The organism is Prosthecobacter sp. (genome assembly GCF_044378005.1).
GTDB lineage: Bacteria > Verrucomicrobiota > Verrucomicrobiia > Verrucomicrobiales > Verrucomicrobiaceae > Prosthecobacter.
The window spans coordinates 27,485-51,606 of the sequence record NZ_JBILYB010000013.1 but is presented as its reverse complement, the minus strand read 5'-3'; the positions used below and the strand labels follow the sequence as shown (position 1 = coordinate 51,606).

Below are 24,122 nucleotides of genomic sequence, written 5' to 3'. Positions count from 1 at the left end.
TCATTTTGGCAATTTTAGTCCACCACCCAGCTTTCGGTTTCGATCCCCCTGCCGTGGTGCGTATAATATGGCATCCACCATGAATCTGCATCTCTACGACTCACCCACTTTCCGGATGGCATGCCAACAGTTCGACCTCGTGGCCGACTTCATGAACATCCCCGAGTCGGCACGTGACCGGCTAAAAATGCCGAAGCGGTCCCTCTCGGTTTCCATACCTGTAAACATGGACGATTGCAGCACGAAGGTCTTCATGGGCTATCGCGTGCAACATCATCTCACCCTTGGCCCAACCAAAGGTGGCATCCGCTATCATCCCGACGTCACCATTGGTGAGGTGGCCGCTCTGGCGATGTGGATGAGCTGGAAGTGCGCCCTCGTCGGCCTGCCTTATGGAGGAGCCAAAGGTGGCGTCACCTGCGATCCCCGCGCTCTTTCAAACGGCGAACTGGAACGGCTGACCCGTCGCTACACGCAGGAACTCATTCCCGTGATTGGGCCACAGGTGGACATCCCCGCTCCCGACGTCGGCACCAATGAGCAGATCATGGCCTGGATCATGGACACCTATTCTCTTCAGATAGGTCACGCAGTGCCAGGAGTCGTCACAGGCAAGCCTGTGCTACTCGGCGGCTCACTCGGTCGTCGTGAAGCAACGGGCCGTGGTGTGGCCTACCTCGCCTCCCGCGCCATGGACACTCTCGGCATTCAGGCCCAGGGAGCCACTGCCGTCATCCAGGGGTATGGCAATGTCGGCTCTGTCGCCGCCCTTTCGATGGCCAAACAAGGCATCAAGATCATTGCTGTGAGTGATGCCTTTGGCGGCATCTACAATCCGAATGGCCTGGATCTGAATCTGCTCGACGCCCACGTCGCCGCCATGCGCAGCGTTGTTGGCTATGCCGGCGCAGAGCCCATCACCAATGAGGAATTGCTGCTCATTCCCTGTGACATCCTCGTCCCCGCTGCCCTCGAACGGCAGATCACCGAAGCAAACGCATCCAAGATCCAGTGCCGCATCATTGCCGAAGGAGCCAATGGCCCTACTACTCCCGAAGCTGACGCCATCCTCGCTCAGCGCCCCGAGATCTTCGTGATTCCGGACATCCTGTGCAACAGCGGCGGCGTCATCGTCTCCTACTTCGAATGGGTGCAGGACTTGCAGAGCTTCTTCTGGAGCGAAGGCGAGGTGTTGGACAAACTCTTCCGACTCCTGGAGCAGTCCTACATGCAGACGCTGAACCACGCCCGGAAACACAACATCTCCATGCGCTTCGCCGCCCTAAGTCTCGGCATCAAGCGTGTCTATGATGCCAAAAGCCTGCGCGGCTTGTATCCGTGAAGTCGTTCGGTAAACCTGTGGGCTGAAATCAGCCCTTCCCTTCCCCATGTTTCACCGAGCCCTTCTGTTCCTCAGCCTCATCGGCATTCTACACGCGGCACCACCTGCGGAGCTTCCTGCCACCGACGGCAAAAGCTACCCGCCTCTTGATCCTGCCGGGAAGAAGGCCGTCGTGCTGTTCTTCGTCTCCCCCTTCTGCTCCACTACGCGGCCTTTCATGAAGGAGATCAATGCCATCTCCGCCGACTACGCGGACAAGGCAGCCATCTCCCTCGTCCATTCAGATGCCGAGATCACTGTCGAGATCGCTTTTCAGCACGCCGACATGGAGCAGGTAAAAGCACGCGTGCTGATCGACAAAGCTCAGCAACTGGCGAAACACGTCGGCGCCACCATGACGCCCGAAGCCGTGATCGTCTCACCCGCTGGAGAAGTGCTCTATCGTGGCCGAATCAACGATCTCTACCTCGGTCCCACCAAACGCCAGCGTGCCGCCACCACGAAGGATTTGCGTGATGCAATCGATGCCGTGCTCGCGGGAAAACCCACACCATCCCCGCAAGAGCCAGCTCAGGGCTGCAAGATCGGCGGACTCAAGTAAACCGCCATGCACCGTCGCCGTTTCCTCCAAAGCAGCGCAGCCTTGGCAGCGCTCAGCTCCTGCCAGCGCACGCACCCTGAAATCAGGAACGATCACACGATGGCGGAGATCATCGGCCTCATCCGCTTGGGTGAGGCTGACGCCTCCGACTTCCTCGCTTACTACCACCAGCGCATCGCCAAACTCGACACTGAACTCCGCGCAGTCATCGAGCTTCATCCTGCGCCTCGCACCAGCCATCAAGGCTTGCTGTACGGCGCCCCGATCCTTATCAAAGACAACATCGAAACCTGCGATGGGATGCTGACCACGGCCGGATCGCTCGCCCTCATTGATGCCCCGCCACCAGCCAGGGAGGCATTCATCGTCACCCGCCTGCGCGAGGCCGGAGCCCTCATCTTTGGCAAGACTAACCTCAGCGAGTGGGCAAACATCCGCAGCCATGATTCCACCAGCGGCTGGAGCGCACGAGGTGGCCTCACGCGCAATCCTCACCGACTCACCCACTCTGCCAGCGGCAGCAGCAGTGGCTCCGCCGCCGCCGTCGCCGCCGATCTCTGCGCCGCCGCCATCGGCACCGAGACGAATGGCAGCATCGTCAGCCCCGCCAGCGACTGCGGCATCGTTGGTTTGAAGCCCACCCTCGGGAAAGTCAGCCGCAGCGGCATCATCCCCATCACCCATTGGCAGGACACCGCCGGCCCGATGACCCGCACCGTGCGCGATGCCGCCCTGCTCATGGATGCCATCTCCGCTCATGATCCTGAGGACGCGCAGTCCTCCCCTCCTCCCGCCGATGCCATCACTCAGCACACCTCGCTCTTCTCGCCTGATGCCTTGCGCGGAGTCCGTCTCGGCATCGTTCGCGATCAATGCGGCCATCATTCAGGCGTGCTCGCCGAGTTTGATCGCGCTCTTGATACCCTTAGAAAAGCCGGAGCAATCATTGTCGATGACGTGGAGATCCCCCATCACCGTGCCGCTGGCGGGCTCGCCTGGAAAGCAATGCTCACCGAGTTCCGCGCCGACTTGAATACCTACCTCGCCAAGCGCGGCGGCAAAGTCAGCACCCTCGCCGAACTCATCGCCTTCAATGAAGCCCACCGCGCCGAGGAGATGCCGCATTTCAGCCAGGACATCTTTGAGGAAGCCGAACGCCGCAACACGCCCGAAATCATCGCCGAGGCCGCCGCAGCACGCGCCCGCTCACGTCGTCTCTCCGGCCCCGAAGGCATCGACGCTGCACTTGCAGCACATCAACTCGCCGCCCTCATCTGCCCCACCAACGATCCCGCTGGCATAATCGACCTCTCGAAAGGAGATGCCGATACTCGCGTCGCCTCCACACCCGCCGCCGTCGCCGGTTACCCCCACCTCACCCTCCCCATGGGCAGGGCAGACGGCCTCCCCGTCGGACTCTCCTTGATTGGCACCGCCTGGAGCGAAGCCCGCCTCCTCGCCTACGGCCATGCCTTTGAGACCCTGCACTCCCGCTGAGTCAGGTGCCTCTCGCCTCCAAACGCCAATCCTTTGCGGGGCTTGCCATCTGCTGCCGTAACAAAGCTTTACTGAAAGTGACTCCACCCTTCCATGAGCCAGTTCCCCGTCTGCAAACACAAGAAGCACAAGTCCAAAGGCACGCGCAAAGAGGGCGTCCGCTGGCTCGCATCTGAGCCCTACCGCCTCTTCTTCGCCAGTGGTGCGCTGTGGAGCATCATCGGCGTCTCGCTCTGGCCCTTGTTCTATGCGCAGCAGCTCGGCTTCTATCCGAACATCGTCCATGCCCGACTCATGATCGAGGCCTTCGGTGGAGCCTTCGTCATTGGCTTTCTCGGCACTGCTGGTCCACGCATGGCCACGGCTCCGAAGCTCACACCTCTGGAGCTTTTCGGGCTCTTCGCCCTCCATCAGGCATCGGCCATCAGCCATCTGCGACTGCTTCACACTTGGGGTGACGCACTCTTCGTCGCTCTCTTTGTCTCCCTGCTGCTCTGTCTCCTCATTCGCGTGGTGAAATTCCGCAAAGAAGCTCCTCCACCGCAGATGCTCCTCGCCCTCACCGGACTGGCTTGTGGCATTGCCGGTGCTGCCCTGCTGCTCGTGCCAGCCACCCTGCTCGACCCGCAGCGCCTCCGTCTTGCCAATCTGCTTCTCTATCAGGGACTGCTGCTCCCGCCTGTGCTCGGCATCGGCGCATTCGTCTTCCCCCGCATGTTGGGCGGAGACTTTGGCGACCCCAAAACCGCCGCGCAAAGCCGGGCAAAGCTCATCCGATCCATCATCGCCGCCGTGCTGCTGGTCACCAGCTTCTTCCTCGAAGCCTTTGGTCAACCCCTCTCCGGCTATGCCTTGCGGGCCATCGTTGCAGCGTCCTACCTGTTCATCGAGGTGAACTGGAGGACGCAGCAGTCCGGTTCCCTCACCACGGGACTCTTTTGGGCGCTCGCCCTCGGCTGGCTCGGCATCGTGCTCGCCCCTTTTCATTACGTGCAGCATGTTTCTATCGAACACCTGCTCTACATCGGCGGCTTTGGCATGCTCATGCTCATCGTTGGCAGTCGCGTCTTGTTCGGGCACAGCGGTGACCTTGAGGGCTTCTTTGGGAAGTCGAAATGGGTTCGCCTCCTCATCTTTCTCGGAGTCCTCGCCGCCACCACGCGTGCCACTCCAGCCTGGGTGCCATCCACCACCGTCTCCCACCATATCTACGCAGCCTGGACCTGGGGCCTGCTCTCCCTCCTCTGGCTTCTCTGGCACCGCCACCGGTTCGTCACACGGGACGAGGACTAAGCCTGCAGCACGACTTTCCGAGTCGTAAGGTGGTGGAGCTGGATTCCATCTCGCTCATGCCTTTAGACTGATCGGTGCTGGCTTACTGCAACTGCGGCACACCAGGGACGACTCCAGCTTGGTGCGCTTTCACGGCCTCTTGGATTTGCACCAGCACGTCGGGGTGTAGGGCGGAGACATTGCGTTTCTCAGAGGGATCTCGCCCGAGGTGGAAGAGGAGCGGCGGTTCGTGCGACTCGGCCTTGGGCTGGCCATAGCCGGTTTGGGTTTGAAAATGCGCTTTCCATTCGCCGAGGCGGCAGGCGAAGAGTTGATCACCACGATAGTAGAAATAGGGCTGCACCGGCAGCGGCTTGGATTCAAAGAGCAGCGGAGCGAGGTCGGTGCCGTCGAGTGTCACATCCTTCGGAGCGGCAGCGCCTGCGAGCGCAAGCGCGGTGGGCAGGAGGTCCATGGTGCTGGCGAGTTGCGTGGTGACGCCGGGCTTGATGCGGCCGGGCATCCAAGCGACGCCGGGCACTCTCATGCCGCCCTCCCAGGTACTGCCTTTGCCGTCCTTCAGCAGTCCAGCGCTGCCGCCTTGATCCCCCATGATGAGCCAGGGGCCGTTGTCGCTGGTGAAGAAGACCAGCGTGTTTTCCGCGATGCCTTCTTTGCGCAAGGCCGCGAACACCTGACCGACGCTCCAGTCCAGCTCCTGCACGGCGTCGCCATAGATGCCGGCGCGGCTTTTGCCTTTGAAATCGGGCGAAGCAAACATGGGCACATGCGGGAAGGTATGCGGCATGTAGAGGAAGAAGGGGCCGCCCTTTTTCTCGGAGATGAACTTCACAGCCTCCTCGGTGTAGCGCTTTGTGAGTGTGGTTTGGTCGGCGGGTTGCTCGACGACTTTCCCATCACGCTGCAGGGCCACATTCCAGCCATCGTGCGGTGGGTTCGGCGAGGCGCTGCTGCCTTTCGGCAGGCCGGGGCGGCCATCCATGTCATTCGAGTAAGGCAGGCCAAAACTGTGTTCGAAGCCTTGATCAAGCGGGCGCGATCCCACATGAATACCGAGGTGCCACTTGCCGATGTGCATGGTGGCATAGCCTTTTTCTCTCAAAGCCTCGGCGATGGTGATCTCCGCCAGTGGCAGGCCGCCTGCGGAGTTCGAGAAAAGCAAACGTCTCGCACCACACATGCCGCTGCGGATCGGCAGACGCCCCGTCAGCAAGGCCGCACGGCTCGGGGTGCAAACTTCCGCGGCGGAGTAGAAATCCGTGAAGCGCAGCCCCTCGGCAGCCATTTGATCAAGATGAGGTGTACGAATGACCGGCGAGCCATAGCAGCCGAGATCGCCGTAACCGAGATCATCAGCGAAGATGATGACGATGTTTGGCTCCGCGGCCACGAGCGTGGAGCCAAGGGCGAACAGAGTGAGTAGCAGTCGCTTCATGTTGGTTGGTGGGTTGCTGGGATCTTGATTTCAAATCCATCCCTCCCATCTCCGAACGAAACGGAGAGGATGCGGACTAGGTTGAACCTTCATTACTTTTTACTCTTCTTGCCGCCGACTTTCCACTGCGGCTCCCATTCAGCGAGTGGACTGCGGGCGGTCTTGAGATAAGTGCCGACCTTCTCGGCGATGTCGGGATGCTGAGCTGCGACGTTGGTTAGCTCTGCGACATCGTTTTGCTGATCAAAGAGCTGCACGGGAGCATCCGGGCCGCCGCTGCGGATGCCCTTCCACCGGCCTTGATAGAGAGCAGCCTGCTTGAAGCCGCCTTCGTGGAATTCCCAGTAGAGGAACTCGTGGTTGGGCTGCTCTTTGCCAGTCAGTGTTGGCACGAGGCTGATGCCGTCGGTTTTGTCCGGCGCAGGTGTTCCGGCGAGTTCGGCGGCGGTGGGCATGAAATCCGGGAAGTAACCGACATGCGCCGACTCGCTGGGCTTCACTTTGCCAGGCCACCAGGCAATGAAGGGCACACGGATTCCGCCGTCGGTGAGGCTGCGCTTGATGCCGGTGTAGGGGCCGTTGGGATCGAAGCGCTCCAGGTCGTGCTTGCTCTCGTTGTGCGGGCCGTTGTCGCTGCTGAAGATGACGAGTGTGTTCTCTGCAATGCCGAGGGCTTTGAGATGCTCCATCATGCGGCCGACGTAGCTGTCGAGACGTGTGATCATCGCCGCCTGGCCTTTGTCCTGCTTCGGCCAGTCCTTGTCGGCATAGGGGCCGTAGTCGGGCACATGCGCGCCATCGCCGAGGATGCGACCGCGCTCGTTGTTGGCGTGCGGGATGACCATCGCCCAGTAGAGAAAGAAGGGCGCGGTCTTGTTTTCGGTGACGAATTTAAGCGCATCGTCGGTGAAGAGATCGTCCGCGTAATGAATCGCCTCCGTGGCATAGCCCGCGCCGTCTTCGCCGACGGGAACGATGACGTTTGAGAGCGGCTCTTTGCTCTCGTTGCGCCAGAGGTAGTCGGGGAAGTGATTGTGCGCATGGTGCTGGCTCAGGTAGCCGTAGAAGTAGTCGAAGCCCTGCTTGCGCGGCAGGCCGCTTTCCGCTGCACCGACATTGCCGAGACCCCACTTGCCGATGAGTGCGGTTTTGTAGCCTGCGTTTTTCAAGACGGACGCCACGGTGACATCGCCTTCTTTCAAAGCCTGTGCGGCTGGGTTTGTCTGGCCTGCATTACCACGGATGCGCGTGTGGCCGTGATGCAAACCGGTCATGAGCACGCTACGCGATGGGGCGCAGACGGTGGCACCGGAGTAGAAGTGCGTGAAGCGCATGCCCTCCTTGGCCATGCGGTCGAGGTTTGGCGTGGTGATGACCTTTTGCCCATAGCAGCCGAGATCGCCCCAGCCGAGATCATCCGCCATGATCCAGATGATGTTCGTCCTGCTCTTCGGAGCCTGGGTGGAGTCGGGCTGGGCCGACAATGAGGAGTGAGCGACAGATAAAAAGAGGAGAGCGAGAAGCAGCTTCATGGAGTGGCTGCGAACGAGCGCCAGAGCCTCCATCTTCCAATTCAATCCAGCCCGTAACTCCTCATCCACCATGAGAGGCGCTCCACATCCGTTGGCTCGGCTTTTTTGAGGCGTGTCTTCCAGGTGCGCTGGTAGTCGAGGCGTTTGTCTTTGAGAATTGTCGCCATCGAAGGCTCAGTTGGCGGATCTCCGGCAGCACCGCGATCTCCACTCGATTTGATCCACTCATCGAGCACACCTCGCAAATGGGCGACCGACTCGGCTTGATCAGGATGCTGTGAAACGTCATGCAGGCCGAGCGTGTCAGTCTTGAGGTCATAAAACTCGATCTCGGGCCGAGTCGGCTGCAACCACCGTGCCTGGAAGGTGTCGAGGCCGCCGGCTTCATTCAGTACGCGCAGCAGGGCTATGCCGGGATAGCTGGCTTCTTTATAGCCGGACCAGTTCAGGCGTGAAAGCTCGGTGTGGAAGTTCCGCACAAGCCATGCATCGCGGCTGATGACGGTGCGGATACGATCCATCGCATCACCACAGCGATCACGCGCAGCGAAGAGCACGTCACGCTCAGGAAAATCACCACTGAGGATGGCTTTGCCCTCCATCCAGGCTGGAACAGGCAAGCCCGCAAGCTTCAGCATCGACGGCGCGAGGTCGATCAAACTCACGAGACGCTCCTCGACGCTTTTCGCCTCAATCTGCGGCCCGCGCATGATCAGCGGCACCTGAAGTCCTTCGACACTGAGCCATTGTTTTCCCCATGGCATTGGGCGGCCATGATCGGCGAAAAACATGACAATGGTGTCATCGAGCACGCCTTCGGCCTTCAATTGATCCAGAATCACGCCGACACGCTGATCCACGATCTCGACACTGCGCTGGTAGGCATACCAATCCCGGCGCATTAGTGGATGATCCGGGTATTTGGGTGGCAGTTCGATGGCGCGGAGCTTTGCTTCATCATAGCTCTCAGGAATCGGAAACGGCCGATGCGGCTCGGTGATCTGAAACTGCGCGAAGAACGGCTGTCCGGGCTTTCGTTTCCGCCAGTCGTCTCCATCAAACATCTCCGCCGCATCGTGGGCGAAGTTGTAGTGTGTTTTGCCCTTCTTGATTGCTTTGCCACTGCGCATGGTTCCTGGTGCCGCCGCATTCGTGACAAACCAGCCTGCCTCGCGCAGCAGGCCCGGCAGATGCCTGTAAGGCGCGGGCAGTGGCTGCGGATTCTCTACATCATGCGGATGCAGTCCCGTCGTCGTTTGATAGCAGCCGAGGATGAAGGCCGAACGCGAGGAGCTGCACACGGGGGCGGTGGCATAGGCTCGCGTGTAGCGACGACCTTCCGCAGCGAGACGATCTAGGTTTGGTGTGCTGACCTGCTTCAATCCATAAGCACCGATGTCCGGTGACATGTCATCGGCGATGATCCACACGAAGTTCGGTTTGGTCGCGGCCTGCAAAGGCAACGCGATCATGGCAGTGAGCAGTAGTCTCAGGATCATCGGGATTGTTTCGGTGCCTTTTTCCCTTTTCCTTTTTTCGCAGGAGTCGGCGGCGTTGGTAGATCATCGCCGGGTTGATTCGAGAAGCGGAAGGGATCATCCAGGCGGCGCATTTCGGCGAGGAGCAGGGCTTCCATCTCCTTGAGCTTGTCGGCGTGTTTGGGATCGGCGGCGAGGTTTGGCTTGCCGTGCTCGGGGAGCAGTTCGTCGGGGTTTTCGGTGAGGTTGAAGAGCTGCGTCTCATTCACACTGCGGTCAGGGGACTCGTAGCGGATGAGTTTCCAATCGCCCTGCTTCACGGCTCTCATGCCGGGCTTCCCACCGCCGCTGTAGGCTCCGTAGAGCACGTCCCGGATGGCTCTGGTTTTGCCTTCGAGCACTGGTTTGAAGCTTTGGCCTTCATTCGTCTGCGGCGGCTGGACTCCGGCGAGATCACATAGCGTGGCGAGCACGTCGAGCAGGTAGATATTGCCCTCCACGCGTGATCCAGCGGCGATGCCTGGGCCTTTGACGATGAAAGGCACGCGCCAGGTGTGCTGGTAGAGGTTTTGTTTTCCCATGAGGCCGTGGCGACCGATGGCGATGCCGTGATCGGCGGTGTAGATGATGTAGGTGTTGTCGAGTTCGCCCATGTCTTCGAGCTTCTTCAAGACACGACCGATCTGGATGTCGATGTTCTCACTGCACGCATACTGGCGGCCGATCTCGTTGCGGATGCTTGCTTCATCACGGCACTTCCACACACCACTGACGGCGACTTCATCGCGCACGCCGGAGTCGGTGGTGTCAAAAGGATGCTTGGTGAGGTGATTCGCAGGCAAAGGCGGCTGCAAGGAGTGCAGCGAAGGCGGATTCGCCTCATCGGTGTGATTCGTGGCACCATACTTTGCCAGCAGCTCCGGTTTGCCATCGCGGGTGTCGTGCGGGTGCGAGAAGCCGTAGTAGATGAGGAAAGGTTTCTCGTCTTTGGTGGTCTCGCGTTCGCTGAGGTAGTTCATCACTTGATCGCCATGCCAAGTGCTGCCGTTTTCGTCATCGCCACCACGTTTCGAGGCATCTTTGCGCACGGTGAAGAGCTTGTTCGCCGCCTCGTAGCTGTTCCCCATCTTGCAGGTGCGCATTGTGGCATAACCTGCGCGATTAAAGACCGCTGGGATCGTCTGCTGCTCCAGCGCAGGCGGGCTCGTCTTGGCTCCCCAGGGCGCGGGCGGTAGATGCCAGACCGTGCGTCCACTCATGATCATGTGACGCGATGGCATGCACACTGCACCGCTGAATGAGCCCATGTGATACGCTCCATCGAAGACCATCCCCTGCGCCGCTAGTTTGTCCAAGTTTGGCGTTTGAAGTGTGGACTGCTGATTGTACATCTTCAAATCAAACGGCGACTGGTCATCGACGAGGATGAAGAGCAGATTCGGACGCCGCTCTGCGGCGAATGACGAAGTCAGAATGACGAATGACGAAAGAATGAGGCTGAAAAAGCGCATGGCGGGCTAGAACGTCAAAATGGTTGGTTTGTGTCAGCGGCTATTTAGTAGAAGGCATGAATCCCTGCGCCTTCAGCCAGAAGAGCAGATCAGCGAACCACGGGTGCTGCGTGCCGATGAGGCCGGTGCCGTGGTCGCCGTGCTGGTAGAGGTGCAGTTCGTGGGGGAGGTTGTTTTGATGCAAGGCAGCAGCGTAGAGCTGCGCGTGCTCCACGGGGACCATTTTGTCCTCCATCGTGTGCCAGAGGAAGACGGGCGGGAGGCCGGGCTTCACTTGAAGCTCGCTGGAGGTCTGGCGGACAAGTTTTTCATCCGGTGACTCGCCGACGAGCATCTTGCGCGAGGTGGCGTGCGGTTTGGCGATCATGCTGATGACGGGATAGCACAGGATGGCGAGATCGGGACGTGAACTGAATGCGCGGTCGCTGCCGAGGATCATGCCGTCTTCAGGCCGGTTGATGAGTGTCGATACGAGATGTCCGCCCGCGGAGAAACCCATCACGCCGATGCGTTTCGGGTCGATCTTCCATTTCTCGGCAGCACCGCGGATTTGAAACATGGACTCCACTGCATCCTGAAGCTGCGAGGGATACCGATAACCCGCACTGCCGAGCCGGTAACGCAGCACGAAGACGGTAAGGCCCTGCTCATTGAGCCAAAGCGCGAAGGGCTCCGCCTGTCCTTCATAGATGCCGCTGTAACTACCGCCGGGAATGAGCAGCATCGCCGCGCCGCTGGGTTTCGTGGGAAGATAAGGCGTAAGCGTTGGGATGTCCTGCGACGCATTGCCGAGTGCTCCGGGAGCACCTTCAGGCCACAGCACGATGGGTTTCTCTGCAGCAGGGAGGCTCGTGGCGATGAGCAGGAGGATAGGCAAAATGGACTTCATGAGAAATGACGAGTGCATCAACGGCCTGAGCCGTCATCATGTTACCCAGCAACTCATGCGCCCCCTCGCCATCACCTTCGTTTCACTGCTGCTTTCCTCATGGATCTGCCATGCGCAGGAGATGCATTTTAAACCGCAGGATCATGCGTTGGGCGATGTGCATCCGTTCTTCCATGAGGGTGAATGCTTCCTCTACTACCTGAAGCCTGGAAAGTATGACTCCATGCTCGTTCGCTCACGCGACTGGCTGCACTGGACGGAAGCGCCGATCACGCATGATCCCGTGAAGCCCGCCGACTGGATGTCGACCTACTTTGTGCTCGGCGTGTTTCATGATCCATCTGCGAAAATGTTCCGCAGCTTCTACGGCCACGCGCAGGGGCGCATGGTCAGCTCCGTGAGTCAGGATCTGCGGCATTGGTCCTGTGCGCCGAAGGGGTTCCACGTTCCTGCTGGCGACTACTACCAGCGCCGTCGCGATCCCTTCGTCTTCTGGATTCCAGAGATGAAACAATACGGCTGCGTCATGACGACCTGGATGAAAGGCCGCCCGAAAGAGACCTGCGGAGCGGTGAGTCTCGCCACCTCGCCCGATTTGCAGCAGTGGAAAGATCACGGCCCCATCCTCGATCCAGGCACCATCGGAGAGCCCGAGTGCCCGCAGATGTTACCGCTCGGCGGACGTTGGTATCTGATCGCCAGCATCTATGATCGAGCCGTGGGCCGACCGGTGTATTGGAGCAGCAGCTCGCCGCTGGGCCCGTGGAAAAACGAGCCCGAAGGCATGCTCGATGGCAAAGATCTCTGCGCTGCGCAAATCGCCTTCGAAGGCGAATCCCCCGTCCTCTTTGGCTGGATTCCGCTCGATCCCGCCAAGCCTGGCAAACAAACCTGGGGAGGTCATCTCGCGTTGCCTCGTGAAGTACATGCTTTGCCAGATGGGAAACTCGGCACCCGTCTGCCTGCGAAACTTGGCAAGACCTTCGAGCGTCTGCCCTGGCAGTCCGAATTCGGCGAGTGGAGTCGTCTCGTCGCCGAGTTCGCCCTCACAATCCCTGAAAATACGAAGGAAGCACGTGTGAGCATTGCTCCGCTTGGCGAGATCGTCGTCAGGCGTGAGCAACTCCGCATACTCGACACCGCTGGCGAATGCTGGAGCGAATTGCCTGTCGATTTACCCATGGCAAAGACCATCACCGTGCGCGTCTTCATCGACGGCAACATCGTCGAGGTCTTCATGCATGACCGTTACTCCCTTGCGGCTCGTTTGCCCGGCAGCCCCGGACAGGTGCGGATTTCGCTTCAATCGGCGGCTGTCAGATCATTGCGCGCCAGCGAGTGGCGTTTGCCAGACTGAGGTGCATTCCCGCTGGCAATCGGTCGAATCGTGATGGAGAGCAGGGCATGTCGAATACATTCAAAGAACTCGGAATCCCTGAGGACATGATCCGCGGCCTCGAAGAGATGGCCATCATCAAGCCCACGGAGGTTCAGAAGAAGGTCATCCCTTTCCTGCTGACGGATGGGGGCGATCTCATCGCGCAGGCACAGACGGGCACGGGCAAGACGGCGGCGTTTGGCCTGCCGCTGCTGACAAAGATGAATCCCAAGCACCGGGACATCCAGGGGCTGGTGCTGGCACCGACGCGTGAACTGGCGAAGCAGATCGGCAAGCAGCTCTTCCGCTTCACGAAATACACGGACAAGATCTTCACCGAGGTGCTGACGGGCGGGGATGACATGGATCGTCAGATCGATGCGCTGCGCCGCCCGACTCACATCATCGTCGCGACACCGGGGCGTCTGCTTGACCTGATCGAGCGGGATGCACTGACGCTGGAATTCGTCCGCTATGTGGTGCTGGATGAGGCGGATGAGATGCTGAGCATGGGCTTCAAAAAGGAGCTCGCGGCCATCCTGAAACTGGCGGCGATGCGCCGCAGCACCTGGCTCTTTTCTGCGACCTTCCCTGATGCGATCCAGCAGCTCATCAAAGGCTGTATGTCCGCGAACGCGCACTCGATTCAGATCGATCAGGCGCATGTGGTGAACCGCGACATCGATCACCGCTTTGCCCTCTGCAAGCGGGAGGACAAGACGGCTTTCATCGCCTCATTCCTGAAGCGTCAGAAGGAGGGCCGAGGTCTGATCTTTTGCCGCACGAAGGCGGGAGCAGTGACGCTTTGTCAGGAGCTGATCGCCATGGGCATGCCGGTGGATGTGCTTCAGGGTGATCTCATGCAGAAGGAGCGCGACAAGGTGATGCGCGCCTTTAAAAAGCAGCGCGTGCAGTTCGTGGTGGCCACGGATGTGGCGGCGCGCGGCATTGATGTCGAGGGGTTGTCCTTTGTGATCCATCACCAGCTTCCCGAGCAGCTTGAATACTACACGCACCGCAGCGGACGCACGGCGCGTGCCGGGAAGAAAGGCATGTCGCTAGCTTTGATCCACCCGAAGGAGCGCTGGCAGCTCACGCAGCTCGAAAAGGAGCTGCATGTTCAGTTCCGCGAGTTTCGCGGCTGACCCTCACTGCGGTAGCTCGATGTTCGCCACGCCCTGTGATCCTGAGGGGAAGAGGTTGTTGGAGAAATGCATGCCGCGTGGTGTATTTGGCCCGCCGCCGATGATGACGGCGTATTTGTAGCGCGGCTTGCCGATGCTGTGGATGACGTTGCCGGAGACGATCACGTCAGTGAGCGGCGGATCGTCAGGCTGCTGGCCGGTGTCGAACTTAAAGGGTGAGCGCTCATCACCCCAGATCCAATGCGCGTCTCCGTGGCCGAAGTCGGAGATGATGTTGTTGGAGATGATGGAGCCGCCATCGGCGTTCTCGGCATTCGCGGCGGCGCCAGGCATGAGGCCGATGGCCCAGAGGCAGTTTTTGATGAACTGATTGCCGGTGATGAGCACGTTGCGGCTGCCGTGCATGGCCTTCATGCCCATGAAGGAGTTCACGATGACATTGTTGCTGACGATGACATGATCCGAGTGCAGGTCGATGCCCTGCGCGGCGTTTTCGATGTGGTTGCCGATGATGCGGGTGAGGTCGCTCACACTCGGTGCAGTGACGATGAGACCGCTGCCCTGCTGCCAGTTGTCCGTGTAGTTTGCGTCCCAGGCCTGCTGGCTCATGATCGTGCCCTTCTGCGGATTCTTCTTCACGTAGTCGCCGAGCTTGTGCTTCGCCTTGATCTCGGGTGTGGGGACGAGGTTTGCTTCGATGACGCGATTGCCCTCAATGAGCGTGCCGGTGCTGTAACTGACGCTGATGCCCGTGCCGTCGGAGCAATTGAAGGCGTAGCCCCACTCCGGGCTCTTGGTGCGGTCATCAATGCTGACGCGCATGTAATTCCGCACGAGACAGCGGCTGATGCGGCAGTTCTGGCTCTCGCGAAGGGTGATCGATCCTGCGGGACTGCGGTTGTCGATGACACGCACGTTGTCGATGACGAGGTCACGGCATTTGATGGCGATGAGGCCCTCCAGGCGCGTCTCCATCTTCCCCTCGGGGCGTGTCAGGGTGAGGTCACGGACCTCCGCCTCCTTGGCCTCTTCGATCACGATGATCGGCTGCTCCGCATTCTCCTGAATGATGCGCCCTGGGCCAAACAGGCCGCTGCGCTCACCGCGAATGCGGATCTTTTCTTGGATCGGGTAATCGCCCGCCGGGACGAAGATCATCCGGTTCGGGTTCGCATCCAAAGCAGCCTGGATGGACGGATAGGCGGTGACAGAAAGCTCGGCGGCGGAGGCATTGGCGAGCAGAAGGGAGAAAAGGAGATAGCGCATGAAGGGAAAGAGCAGTCAGCAGTGGATTGAGCTCGGGAGGCAGCTGTTTGGCATCACTTCTTCTCCAGGGACATGAGTTCGATCTTCCTGAACCACACCGGTTGCCCCTCTGCCTGAAGGGCGATGTGACCGTAGCTGAGCATGAGATTGCCGCCGAGTTCGATCTGATCGGTCGCCGGGGCGTTGTTGTTCGTCGGGTCAAGCTGCGGGCGCTGGTAGCGCAGTACTTCGACACCATTGATGCGATGAATGATCTCGTCATTGCCGCGCACCTCCACTTCGGCGCGCACCCATTCCTCGGCGGGAAAGGTCGATGCGCTGGATTTGACGATGTGTTTGGTCACAAGCTGCCCGCCCATCTCCACATGCGTGCCGGGAGTGCAGAGATTGGCAGTGGAGCGCGGCCCTTTGCCCTCATCGGCCAGAAACTGCATCTCCAGACTTGCGGGGAAACCCTGGTCGAACCTCATGCTCTGAGGCGGCTGCGCGTGCAGCATGACGCCACTGTTCAGGTTCACGTAATGGGGTGCATCTGCCATCATCTTGCCGGTGAAGCGATACTCCAGTCGCAGGATGTAGTGCGAGTAGGCGAGGTTTGTGTAGAGATGACCGAACTGCTCATCAAACTTCTCGTAGTCGTCGTAGCTCACCTTCAGGATTGCATCCTCGACACGAAAAGTGTTCGCGAAGTTTTCCCCCAGGGGACGTTTGGAGATCTTGATCGTCCAGCCGCTCAAATCCTTGCCATTGAAGAGGGAAACCCACTTGGGTTCATCAGCGGAGACGGAAACCGCAATGAGACAAAGGAGTGCGGTGAGGATGGTGGGTGACTTGGGCATGGTGCCGTCATCTTGCTGCGTCCACCCGTCAATTCCAAGCCGAAGATGGCAGTGCATCTCGAATAGCCCCGTGTGCGGAAGAACCGGAAGTCGGACACTTTGCCACCGTTATAGCGCCCCTCATGAAGCTCATCCTCCTGTTTGCGATCTCTGCTTTTCTTTGTGGTTCCATCACCGCTGCGGACAAGCCCAACATTGTAGTCATTCTCGTTGATGACATGGGCTTCTCGGACATCGGCTGCTACGGTTCGGAGATCCCCACGCCGAATCTGGATGCGTTGGCGGCGAACGGGTTGCGATTCACGCAGTTCTACAACACGGGACGCTGCTGCCCCACGCGGGCGTCTTTGCTCACCGGCCTGTATCCGCATCAGGCAGGTGTGGGACACATGACGGATGACAAGGGTGTGCCAGGCTATGCGGGGCGGCTGAATGACTCGTGTGTGACCACCGCCGAAGTGCTGAAGTCGGCGAACTACTTCACCGCGATGACCGGGAAGTGGCATGTGGGTCAGAACTACGGCGTCACGCCCTGGGAGCGCGGGTTTGATCGCAGCCTGAATGCGGCGGCGGGTGGCTTTTATTTCCAAGAGTCAGCCAAAGCCTCCCTGTTTCTAAACGGCGAGCCAATTGCGAACAACGACGCACGCTTGCCGCACAACTGGTATTCCACCGACTTGTGGACCACGTTTGGCCTGAAGTTCATCGACGAGGCGCTCGCGGAGAAACAGCCGTTTTACCTGCACCTCTGCCATAATGCGCCCCACTTCCCACTCCAGGCTCCGGCAGAGGAAATCACGAAGTTCCGAGGCAAATACAAGATCGGCTGGGGCGCAGTGCGCGACCGCCGTTATGCGAAGATGATCGAACTCGGCATCATCGACGCGAAATGGGCCAAGTCACCGCGTCCGCAGGCCGTGCAACCTTGGGCGAACGTTCCCAAGGAGGAGCAGGAGCGCTTCGATCACCTCATGGCCGTGTATGCCGCCACGGTGCATCGCATGGACAAGGCCGTGGGCGATCTCGTGGAAGGATTGAAGCAGCGCGGTGTCTTTGACAACACGCTCATCCTTTTCATGAGCGACAACGGCGGCAACGCGGAGGCTGGTCCGAAAGGTCGCACCAACGGCGATCCCTCGAAGGCCGACTCCGACTGGTTCTGCGGTGAAAGCTGGGCCTTCCCGCAAAACACGCCCTTCCGTCTCTTCAAGCACTACAGCCATGAAGGCGGTATCAGTTCACCTCTCATCGCCCATTGGCCCGCGGGTATCACCGCGAAGAACGAACTGCGGCACCAGCCCGGCCATCTCATCGATATCATGGCGACCTGCGTCGATGTCAGCGGCGCTTCTTATCCCCAGCAGTATAAAGACAAACCCGTGAAGGCGATGGAGGGCAGAAGTCTCGTCGCCGCCTTCAAAAACGAGCCTATCCAGCGCGAGGCGCTCTTCTGGGAGCACGAAGGCAATGCCGCCATCCGTGTCGGTGATATGAAGCTGGTCCGCAAAGGCCGCAGTGGGCCCTGGGAACTCTACGATCTGAAGGCTGACCGCACCGAACTCCACGACCTCGCTTCCGTGCAGCCAGAGAAAGCCAGAGAACTCGCCGCGCAGTGGGATGCCTGGGCCGAGCGAGCCCAGGTGAAGCCCTATCCAGGCAACGACGACCTCAAAGGCGGCAGGAAGAAGAAGGGGAAGAAAAAGTAACGCACCGCCATCGCACGAGAACTCCGGTCAGCGTGACGAATCAGTCACAGCAGCCCGAGCTTCACCATGGTGGACTTCAACTCAGCGACCTTGGCTTCTTCCAGTTCGACCATCGGCAGGCGGATCTCACTGGTGCAATGACCGGCGAGTGCCATTGCGGCTTTGATCGGAATGGGGTTCGTGGAGAGCTTCAGGAAGGCGGCGAGCAGCGGGTAGTATTGATGATGCAGTTTGCCAGCACCGGCGTAGTCGCCAGCGAGCGCGAGCTTCACCATGTCGCTGATCTGTTTCGGAATGAGGTTCGAGGCCACACTGACCACGCCGACACCACCGACGGCCATGAAGGGCAGCGTCAGGCTGTCATCGCCGGAGAGGATCTCAAAGCTGGCGGGCAGCACCTGCTTCATCTGATTCACGCGCTCGGGATTGCCACCGGCTTCCTTGATGGCGCAGATGTTCGGGCAGGTCTCGGCGAGACGCACGAGCACATCGAGACCGATCTCGATGCCGCAGCGACCGGGGATGCTGTAGAGCATGATCGGGAGCTTCGTGCTCTGAGCGACGGCTTTGAAGTGCTGGTAGAGGCCTTCGGGCGTGGGCTTGTTGTAATACGGAGCGACTTGCAGGATCGCGGTGGCACCGACGGCCTCGGCTTCCTGCGTCATCTCTACGGCTTCTCGCGTGCTGTTGGAGCCCGTTCCTGCCATGACAATGCCGCGACCTTTGGCAAACTCGGCGGTGAGCTTCACCACCCGTTCGTGTTCATCGTAATCGAGTGTCGGTGATTCACCCGTCGTGCCGCAAGGCACCACGCCAGTCACACCATTGGAGAACTGGAAATCGACGAGCTTCTGGAGGGCTTCCTCGTCGATCTGACCGTTTCGGAAGGGGGTGACAATGGCGGTGTGGGTTCCTGCGAACATGGATGGGGTGGTTTGGGAAAAATTAAGCGGCGGTGAGCGGACGGGATGCGCTGGCGAGCAGCGAGTGCAAGTATTCAGGCGCGAAATCAGCGCCGTTGGGCCATTCGATGGTTGCACCGACAAGGCTGAACTGCCTGAAGTAATCGATGTCGCGGAGAGCTTCAAACACAGGGCCTTGGAGCTCTTCCGAGAGATCGACCGTGCCCAAGCTGCCATCATTGAACTCCAGGTGCAGGCGGTGCGCGCCAGCATGGGTTGCTTGGGTGATGTGCAGGAAGTTCATGGTTACTCCAGGGGTGGAATGGGGTCCAAACTCTCACGCTTTTCAGCTTTCTGCCAGTCGAGAAGAAGCGCGCTTCGATTCAACTCATGCCATTCGAGCACGGCATTGAGGGCACGTTTGGGGAATCTGCCGTTGATGATGCCAGTCTCGATCTCCACCGTGACTTCGTAGTCGCCGTAATGAGCGTGGAAATGCGGCGGGGCATGATCCCGATAATGCATTCGGATCACGACCCCTAGAAACCGGCTAATCTCTGGCATGGCACATTAGATCGAAACCGTCCCAGTGAACACCACATCCGCCGGACCAAACAAGGTCACGTCGGTGTATTCATGCGGGGCGGATTCCACAAACCCGATGCGGAGGGTGTCGCCACCTTTGACGAGGACGCTCACGGGGCTGGCAGCGCCGGTGAGTTCGTGATGGATGAGCGCGCAGGCGACCATGCCAGTGCCGCAGGCGAGGGTCTCGCCCTCGACGCCGCGCTCGTAGGTGCGGATGGCGATGCTGCCGGGGGCGAGCACTTTGGCGAAGTTGGCGTTCGTGCCTTTGGGCTTGAAGGCTTCGTGGTAGCGCAGGGCCGCGCCCCATTCGATCACGGGCACGTTTTCCAGATCATCGACATAAACCACGGCATGAGGCACGCCGGTGTTCACGCTGTGGACGGTGAGTGTTGTTTGAGAAACGGGCAGATCTTGAGCGAGCTTGAGGCTGTGGGGAGCGCTCATGTTGATGCGTACCTGGTCGCCTTCGAACTCGGCGGAAATCATGCCCGCGAGTGTCTCGAAGGCGATCTTGGTGAGCTTGCCATCGTGCAAAAGATTCACGAAGCGGCCAAAACAGCGCGCGCCATTGCCGCACATCTCCGCCTCACCGCCGTCGGCGTTGTAGTAGCGCATCTTGAAGTCGCCGCCATCCGTGGCGGGCTCGACGCAGAGCAAGCCATCGGCACCGATGCCGCGATGGCGGTCGCAGAGCTTCTCGATCTGATCCTTGCTCAGGGCGAGTGAGAGATCGCGATTGTCCAGCATGACGAAGTCATTGCCGGCACCGTTCATTTTAGTGAAGTTCAGGGTCATGGAAAAGGGCGCGGAGTCAAAGCGAGGGCTGGGGAGCGGTCAAGCCCCCTCGTTCTGGCGAACGAGCCTACGCGTAGGCGCAGTCGCCACACTGCGGGGGGAGCGCGCACGGGGGGCGAACGAGGCTACAGGGCGGCTCTGGAACTCCTCAGCCGCCAGTAGCGCGGCCAGTAATCGGGCTGCCAGAGCTTCAACTCCGGGTAGCCGGGAATCACTACTCCGGTGTGCGGCCACTCCTGGGCCTCTTTCACCAACCCGGCACGCACCGGATTCTGCATGATGTAGCGCGCCAGACGCTCGTAGGCATAGCGGTCGCTTTCCTCCGGGCGCAGTACATGGTCGTGGGCCTGCGGCTGCCAGTGGTGCCCGGTTTCCGCGAGCAGTGGGTTAGAGTGGCGACGCAGAAAACGCAGGAGCCCGCGTTGATCGCCCTCCCGATGGTTGCCATGCAGCAGGAGATGAACATGGTCCGGCATCAGGCAGTGGACGGGGCAGTCCACGCCGTAGCGACCACAGGCATGCAGGAGCAGCCAGCGGAAGCGCGTGGTGAATCGCGTGTCCAGCCAGCCCGTGCCGCGATCCCTCACCGTCAGAGTCCAGTGGACGATGGCCTTGCCGCGATACGCCGCATCTGCCAGACGCGGGAGGTGTCCGGGATGGTTATCATCATCAGGCAGCGGCGTGGGCATGAGGGGGACGGGAACGTGATCCGACCGCTGGTTCTGACAGGACTCGTGCAGGTGGCTGAGGAAAGCGCAGGCTTCGAGGCTGCGGTTGTGTTCCCGATCTTCTCGTTCTGGCGAACGAGCCTACGGGGCGTAGGCGCAGTCGCCAGACTGCGGAGGTGTCCGCGTGGAAGAGCGCGGGCACTCCGATCCTCTCGTTCTGGCGAACGAGCCTACGTCACAGCGCGTGGACGGCATCAACGAGTGGTTTCACGAAGGCTTCCACCTGCGCGGCGAGATCGGGGGAGGTGCCGTTCTTCTCGATGAGCTTTACGATGGCGCTGCCGACGACGACGCCGTCGGCCATGCTGGCGACTTTGGCGGCTTGTTCGGGGTTCGAGACACCGAAGCCGACGCACACGGGCACCTGCGTGCTGGCTTTGATCACCGCGACTTGTTCGGCAATGCCGCTGGCGATCTCCACCTGCGCGCCAGTCACGCCGAGGCGGCTGACGTAATAGACGAAACCTTCCGCGATGCTGGCGATGCTGGCGATGCGCTCCGGCGGGCTGGTCGGAGCGATGAGCTGGATGTGGCGCAGCTCGGGCGTGGGCTTCAGCTCGGGATTCTCGGCGACTTCATCCGGCGGCAGATCCAGGACGAGCACTCCATCGGCTCCGGCAGCGGCGGCATCGATGTGGAAGCGCTCGTAACCGTAAGTGTACACGGGATTCAGGTAGGTGAAGAGCACGAGCGGGATCTGACTCTTGGTGCGGAGCTGGCGGATCATCTCCAGCACCTTGGGCATCGAGGCTCCGGCTTTCAGCGCACGGTCAGCGGCCATCTGATTCACCACGCCATCGGCAAGCGGATCAGAGAAAGGCACGCCCAGCTCCACGATGTCCACCCCGGCGCGTTCGAGGGCGAGGACGACATCGATCGTGGCATCCAGCGTCGGGTCACCTGCGCAGACGTAGGCCACGAAGGCGCGCTTCCCGGAAGCACGGAGGTGGGCGAAATGGGCGTCGATACGGTTGGCGGGGTCGGACATGGGGCGGGCTATCTACCCGGCTACAGCGGGGATGCAACTTTCCCTTCCCATTCACCTTTCCGCCTCGCTGCCAAGAAACTCGGCCAGAGCTTTCAGGCGCTTGGTGGTCTCATGGCGGAGAGTGAAAAGCAGGAGGGGATGCAGCAGCCATCTGATCCAGACGGGCCGGGCTAGAAACTGGAATTTGTAGGTGGCTACCGAGCCGCCGCCTTCCTTGTCCTGATGGTGAATGCTGGCGGCGAAGTGATCGAAGAACGGAGGCTTGTTGATCATCTCCACGGCGGCAATGGAGCCTGGAGTGAAGGTGACATACTGGGTTTCGATGCCAATGAGTCCGAAGAAGGGTTTGCCGACGCAGAGCGACGTCGCGCCTTTGGCGGAAACCTGATGACCTCTCGTGAGTCGGGCTTCGCACAGCAGGGTGTCCCATTCCAGCCGACGCGAATAATCATGAAGCAGCTCAAAGACCTTCACCGATGTGCAAGGCATGACTTGTGAGATGGTGGCGGAGGGCATCGGCTTGGCAATTGGGTGACCATGGGGTCAGCGTTGAAATTGTCAGCAGCTTTCGCATGAAAGGGCTTGGATCGTGCGGCATTTCATGAGCGTGACCTTCACGATCCCAGACATCCATTTCCACGTCCTGCCGATGCAGACCCGATTCCCTTTTAGATATGGGATCGCGAGCATGATCAAGCTGCCGCACCTCTTTGTGACGGCGGAGATGGTGGTGGATGGAAGGCCAGTGCGCGGGTTGGCCTCGGAGGGGCTGGCGCCGAAGTGGTTCACGAAGCATCCCGAGACGTCCTGTGAGCAGGATGTGGCGGAGATGCTGGCGGTGATCCAGAACGCGGCGCGCATCGCGGAAAACGCGGCTCAGCAGCCGGTGGGTTACTTCGGATGGTGGCGGGATCTTTATGATGAACAGTCGCGCTGGGCCGGGCTGCGTGAGCAACCGCCGCTGCTGGCGAATCTGGGCGTGAGCCTGATGGAGCGGGCGGTGCTGGATGGGCTGTGCAAGGCTGCGGCGACGCCACTTCATCGGCTGCTGAAGTCTGAGGCGCTGGGCATCGAACTGGGGGCGGTGCGCGGGGAACTGGCGGACATCTCAGTGGCTCAAGTGCTGCCTGAGGAGCCACTGGCTCAAGTGGCGCTGCGGCACACCATCGGGCTCGGTGATCCGCTGCGTGCGGAGGAGTCTCCCCATCTCGATGATGGGCTGCCGGACACGCTGGCCGACTCCATTCGTGCCTATGGGCTGCGCTACTTTAAGATCAAGGTCACGGGTCAGGCGGAGGTGGACCTGCCACGGCTGCGGGTCATCACCGAGGTGCTCACGGTGGGCTGTCCGCAGGGCTTCAAAGCCACGCTCGATGGCAATGAGCAGTTCACCGACCTCGCGGCGTTCCGTGACTTTTATGAGGCGCTGAAGGCGGATGCGAAGCTCGCGCCATTGTTTGATAGCCTGCTCCTCATCGAGCAACCGCTGCATCGTGATCATGCGCTGAAGGATGACGTGGCCCCCGCTCTCCAAGGCTGGAGTGATGGGCCGGGCATGATCATTGATGAATCGGATGGATCACTCGCCGATCTGCCGCGTGCTCTGGATCTCGGCTACAGCGGCACGAGTCACAAGAGCTGCAAAGGCATCGTCAAAGGCCTGGCGAACGCCGCGTTGCTGAAGGTCCGCGCCCCGCACATGAAGCGCCCGCCGATCCTCAGTGGCGAAGACCTCGCCAATGTCGGTCCTGTCTCCGTGCTCCAGGATCTGGCGATGATGTCCGCGCTTGGCATCCCTCATGTGGAGCGAAATGGGCACCACTACTTCCGGGGACTGAGCATGTATTCGGCAGAGTTTCAGGCGGATGCGCTGCGGTGTCATCCGGGCTACTATCGCCGACACGAACTGGGTTTCCCGACGCTCGATGTGCAGGACGGCCTGCTCGATATGACCTCGGTGAATGCCGCGCCCTTCGGCTGTGCCATCCCCATCGATGCCGCACAATTCACGCCGCTGAAGGCATGGATCATGGGCGGTGGCATGGGCGCATTGTGATATGAATCATCACGCGCATGGTCACCTTGAGATTGGAAAAGATTCGTTTGCAGACATTTCAGGAGCCTAGTCCTTTCGCAGATTGTATGAAGCTCCTGATGACCTGCTTTCTTCGCCCTTGTTCTCCACTCTTTGCCGGGATTTTGCTGGCCT

The 24,122-nt window shown here is 60.2% G+C and carries 22 protein-coding genes; 8 read left to right on the top strand and 14 right to left on the bottom strand.

Annotation, left to right across the window (positions count from 1 at the left end):
* Positions 1 to 79 precede the first annotated feature (79 nt).
* From AC6FTP_RS04875 to AC6FTP_RS04860, 4 genes are all read left to right on the top strand, one after another.
* On the top strand, positions 80 to 1,342 hold the full coding sequence (locus AC6FTP_RS04875) for a Glu/Leu/Phe/Val family dehydrogenase (protein ID WP_497205781.1): 1,263 nt from the start codon (positions 80 to 82) through the stop codon (positions 1,340 to 1,342).
* 46 nt (positions 1,343 to 1,388) lie between these two features.
* Positions 1,389 to 1,943, top strand: a complete 555-nt coding sequence (locus tag AC6FTP_RS04870) for a redoxin family protein (protein ID WP_497205780.1) — start codon at positions 1,389 to 1,391, stop codon at positions 1,941 to 1,943.
* A 6-nt stretch (positions 1,944 to 1,949) separates the two neighbouring features.
* Complete coding sequence (locus AC6FTP_RS04865) at positions 1,950 to 3,440, top strand: amidase (RefSeq protein WP_497205779.1); 1,491 nt, start codon at positions 1,950 to 1,952, stop codon at positions 3,438 to 3,440.
* 93 nt (positions 3,441 to 3,533) lie between these two features.
* Complete coding sequence (locus tag AC6FTP_RS04860) at positions 3,534 to 4,733, top strand: NnrS family protein (protein WP_497205778.1); 1,200 nt, start codon at positions 3,534 to 3,536, stop codon at positions 4,731 to 4,733.
* Between the two features lie 82 nt (positions 4,734 to 4,815).
* Here AC6FTP_RS04860 and AC6FTP_RS04855 read toward each other — a convergent pair whose 3' ends face one another.
* From AC6FTP_RS04855 to AC6FTP_RS04835, 5 genes are all read right to left on the bottom strand, one after another.
* A complete protein-coding gene (locus AC6FTP_RS04855; protein WP_497205777.1) occupies positions 4,816 to 6,168 on the bottom strand; it encodes a sulfatase family protein in 1,353 nt (450 codons plus the stop codon).
* Between the two features lie 92 nt (positions 6,169 to 6,260).
* The gene (locus AC6FTP_RS04850) at positions 6,261 to 7,700 is read right to left on the bottom strand and encodes an arylsulfatase (protein ID WP_497205776.1); all 1,440 of its coding nucleotides are present in this window, start codon (positions 7,698 to 7,700) and stop codon (positions 6,261 to 6,263) included.
* Between the two features lie 41 nt (positions 7,701 to 7,741).
* Positions 7,742 to 9,199: a sulfatase family protein gene (locus AC6FTP_RS04845; RefSeq protein WP_497205775.1), complete on the bottom strand. Its 1,458-nt coding sequence runs from the start codon at positions 9,197 to 9,199 to the stop codon at positions 7,742 to 7,744.
* Positions 9,196 to 10,689, bottom strand: coding sequence for a sulfatase family protein (locus AC6FTP_RS04840; protein ID WP_497205774.1), 1,494 nt, complete (start codon positions 10,687 to 10,689; stop codon positions 9,196 to 9,198). Before AC6FTP_RS04840 ends, AC6FTP_RS04845 begins: the two co-directional genes overlap by 4 nt.
* A 40-nt stretch (positions 10,690 to 10,729) precedes the next feature.
* A complete protein-coding gene (locus AC6FTP_RS04835) occupies positions 10,730 to 11,578 on the bottom strand; it encodes an alpha/beta hydrolase (RefSeq protein WP_497205773.1) in 849 nt (282 codons plus the stop codon).
* Positions 11,579 to 11,633: 55 nt separating this feature from the next.
* Here AC6FTP_RS04835 and AC6FTP_RS04830 point away from each other — a divergent pair, with 55 nt between their 5' ends.
* The gene (locus AC6FTP_RS04830) at positions 11,634 to 12,935 is read left to right on the top strand and encodes a glycoside hydrolase family protein (protein ID WP_497205772.1); all 1,302 of its coding nucleotides are present in this window, start codon (positions 11,634 to 11,636) and stop codon (positions 12,933 to 12,935) included.
* Between the two features lie 47 nt (positions 12,936 to 12,982).
* Entirely contained in the window at positions 12,983 to 14,101 is a 1,119-nt protein-coding gene (locus AC6FTP_RS04825; RefSeq protein ID WP_497205771.1) for a DEAD/DEAH box helicase, read from the top strand.
* A 3-nt stretch (positions 14,102 to 14,104) separates the two neighbouring features.
* On the opposite strand, the gene AC6FTP_RS04820 is transcribed toward AC6FTP_RS04825, so the two are convergent.
* Together AC6FTP_RS04820 and AC6FTP_RS04815 are read right to left on the bottom strand one after the other, a co-directional pair.
* On the bottom strand, positions 14,105 to 15,367 hold the full coding sequence (locus tag AC6FTP_RS04820; protein ID WP_497205770.1) for a right-handed parallel beta-helix repeat-containing protein: 1,263 nt from the start codon (positions 15,365 to 15,367) through the stop codon (positions 14,105 to 14,107).
* Between the two features lie 53 nt (positions 15,368 to 15,420).
* Entirely contained in the window at positions 15,421 to 16,206 is a 786-nt protein-coding gene (locus tag AC6FTP_RS04815) for a 3-keto-disaccharide hydrolase (protein WP_497205769.1), read from the bottom strand.
* Between the two features lie 122 nt (positions 16,207 to 16,328).
* On the opposite strand from AC6FTP_RS04815, the gene AC6FTP_RS04810 reads away from it, so the two are divergent.
* On the top strand, positions 16,329 to 17,912 hold the full coding sequence (locus AC6FTP_RS04810; protein WP_497205768.1) for an arylsulfatase: 1,584 nt from the start codon (positions 16,329 to 16,331) through the stop codon (positions 17,910 to 17,912).
* A gap of 44 nt (positions 17,913 to 17,956) precedes the next feature.
* Here AC6FTP_RS04810 and dapA read toward each other — a convergent pair whose 3' ends face one another.
* From dapA to AC6FTP_RS04775, 7 genes are all read right to left on the bottom strand, one after another.
* A complete protein-coding gene (gene dapA, locus AC6FTP_RS04805; RefSeq protein WP_497205767.1) occupies positions 17,957 to 18,835 on the bottom strand; it encodes a 4-hydroxy-tetrahydrodipicolinate synthase in 879 nt (292 codons plus the stop codon).
* 22 nt (positions 18,836 to 18,857) lie between these two features.
* Entirely contained in the window at positions 18,858 to 19,118 is a 261-nt protein-coding gene (locus AC6FTP_RS04800) for a DUF2442 domain-containing protein (protein ID WP_497205766.1), read from the bottom strand.
* Positions 19,119 to 19,120: 2 nt separating this feature from the next.
* The gene (locus AC6FTP_RS04795; protein WP_497205765.1) at positions 19,121 to 19,348 is read right to left on the bottom strand and encodes a DUF4160 domain-containing protein; all 228 of its coding nucleotides are present in this window, start codon (positions 19,346 to 19,348) and stop codon (positions 19,121 to 19,123) included.
* A gap of 36 nt (positions 19,349 to 19,384) precedes the next feature.
* On the bottom strand, positions 19,385 to 20,197 hold the full coding sequence (gene dapF / locus AC6FTP_RS04790; RefSeq protein ID WP_497205764.1) for a diaminopimelate epimerase: 813 nt from the start codon (positions 20,195 to 20,197) through the stop codon (positions 19,385 to 19,387).
* Between the two features lie 125 nt (positions 20,198 to 20,322).
* Entirely contained in the window at positions 20,323 to 20,886 is a 564-nt protein-coding gene (locus AC6FTP_RS04785) for a transposase (RefSeq protein ID WP_497205763.1), read from the bottom strand.
* 214 nt (positions 20,887 to 21,100) lie between these two features.
* Positions 21,101 to 21,913, bottom strand: coding sequence for a tryptophan synthase subunit alpha (gene trpA, locus AC6FTP_RS04780; protein ID WP_497205762.1), 813 nt, complete (start codon positions 21,911 to 21,913; stop codon positions 21,101 to 21,103).
* Between the two features lie 51 nt (positions 21,914 to 21,964).
* Positions 21,965 to 22,429, bottom strand: a complete 465-nt coding sequence (locus AC6FTP_RS04775) for a hypothetical protein (protein WP_497205761.1) — start codon at positions 22,427 to 22,429, stop codon at positions 21,965 to 21,967.
* Between the two features lie 85 nt (positions 22,430 to 22,514).
* Here AC6FTP_RS04775 and AC6FTP_RS04770 point away from each other — a divergent pair, with 85 nt between their 5' ends.
* Complete coding sequence (locus AC6FTP_RS04770; protein ID WP_497205760.1) at positions 22,515 to 23,969, top strand: enolase-like domain-containing protein; 1,455 nt, start codon at positions 22,515 to 22,517, stop codon at positions 23,967 to 23,969.
* Positions 23,970 to 24,122 lie beyond the last annotated feature (153 nt).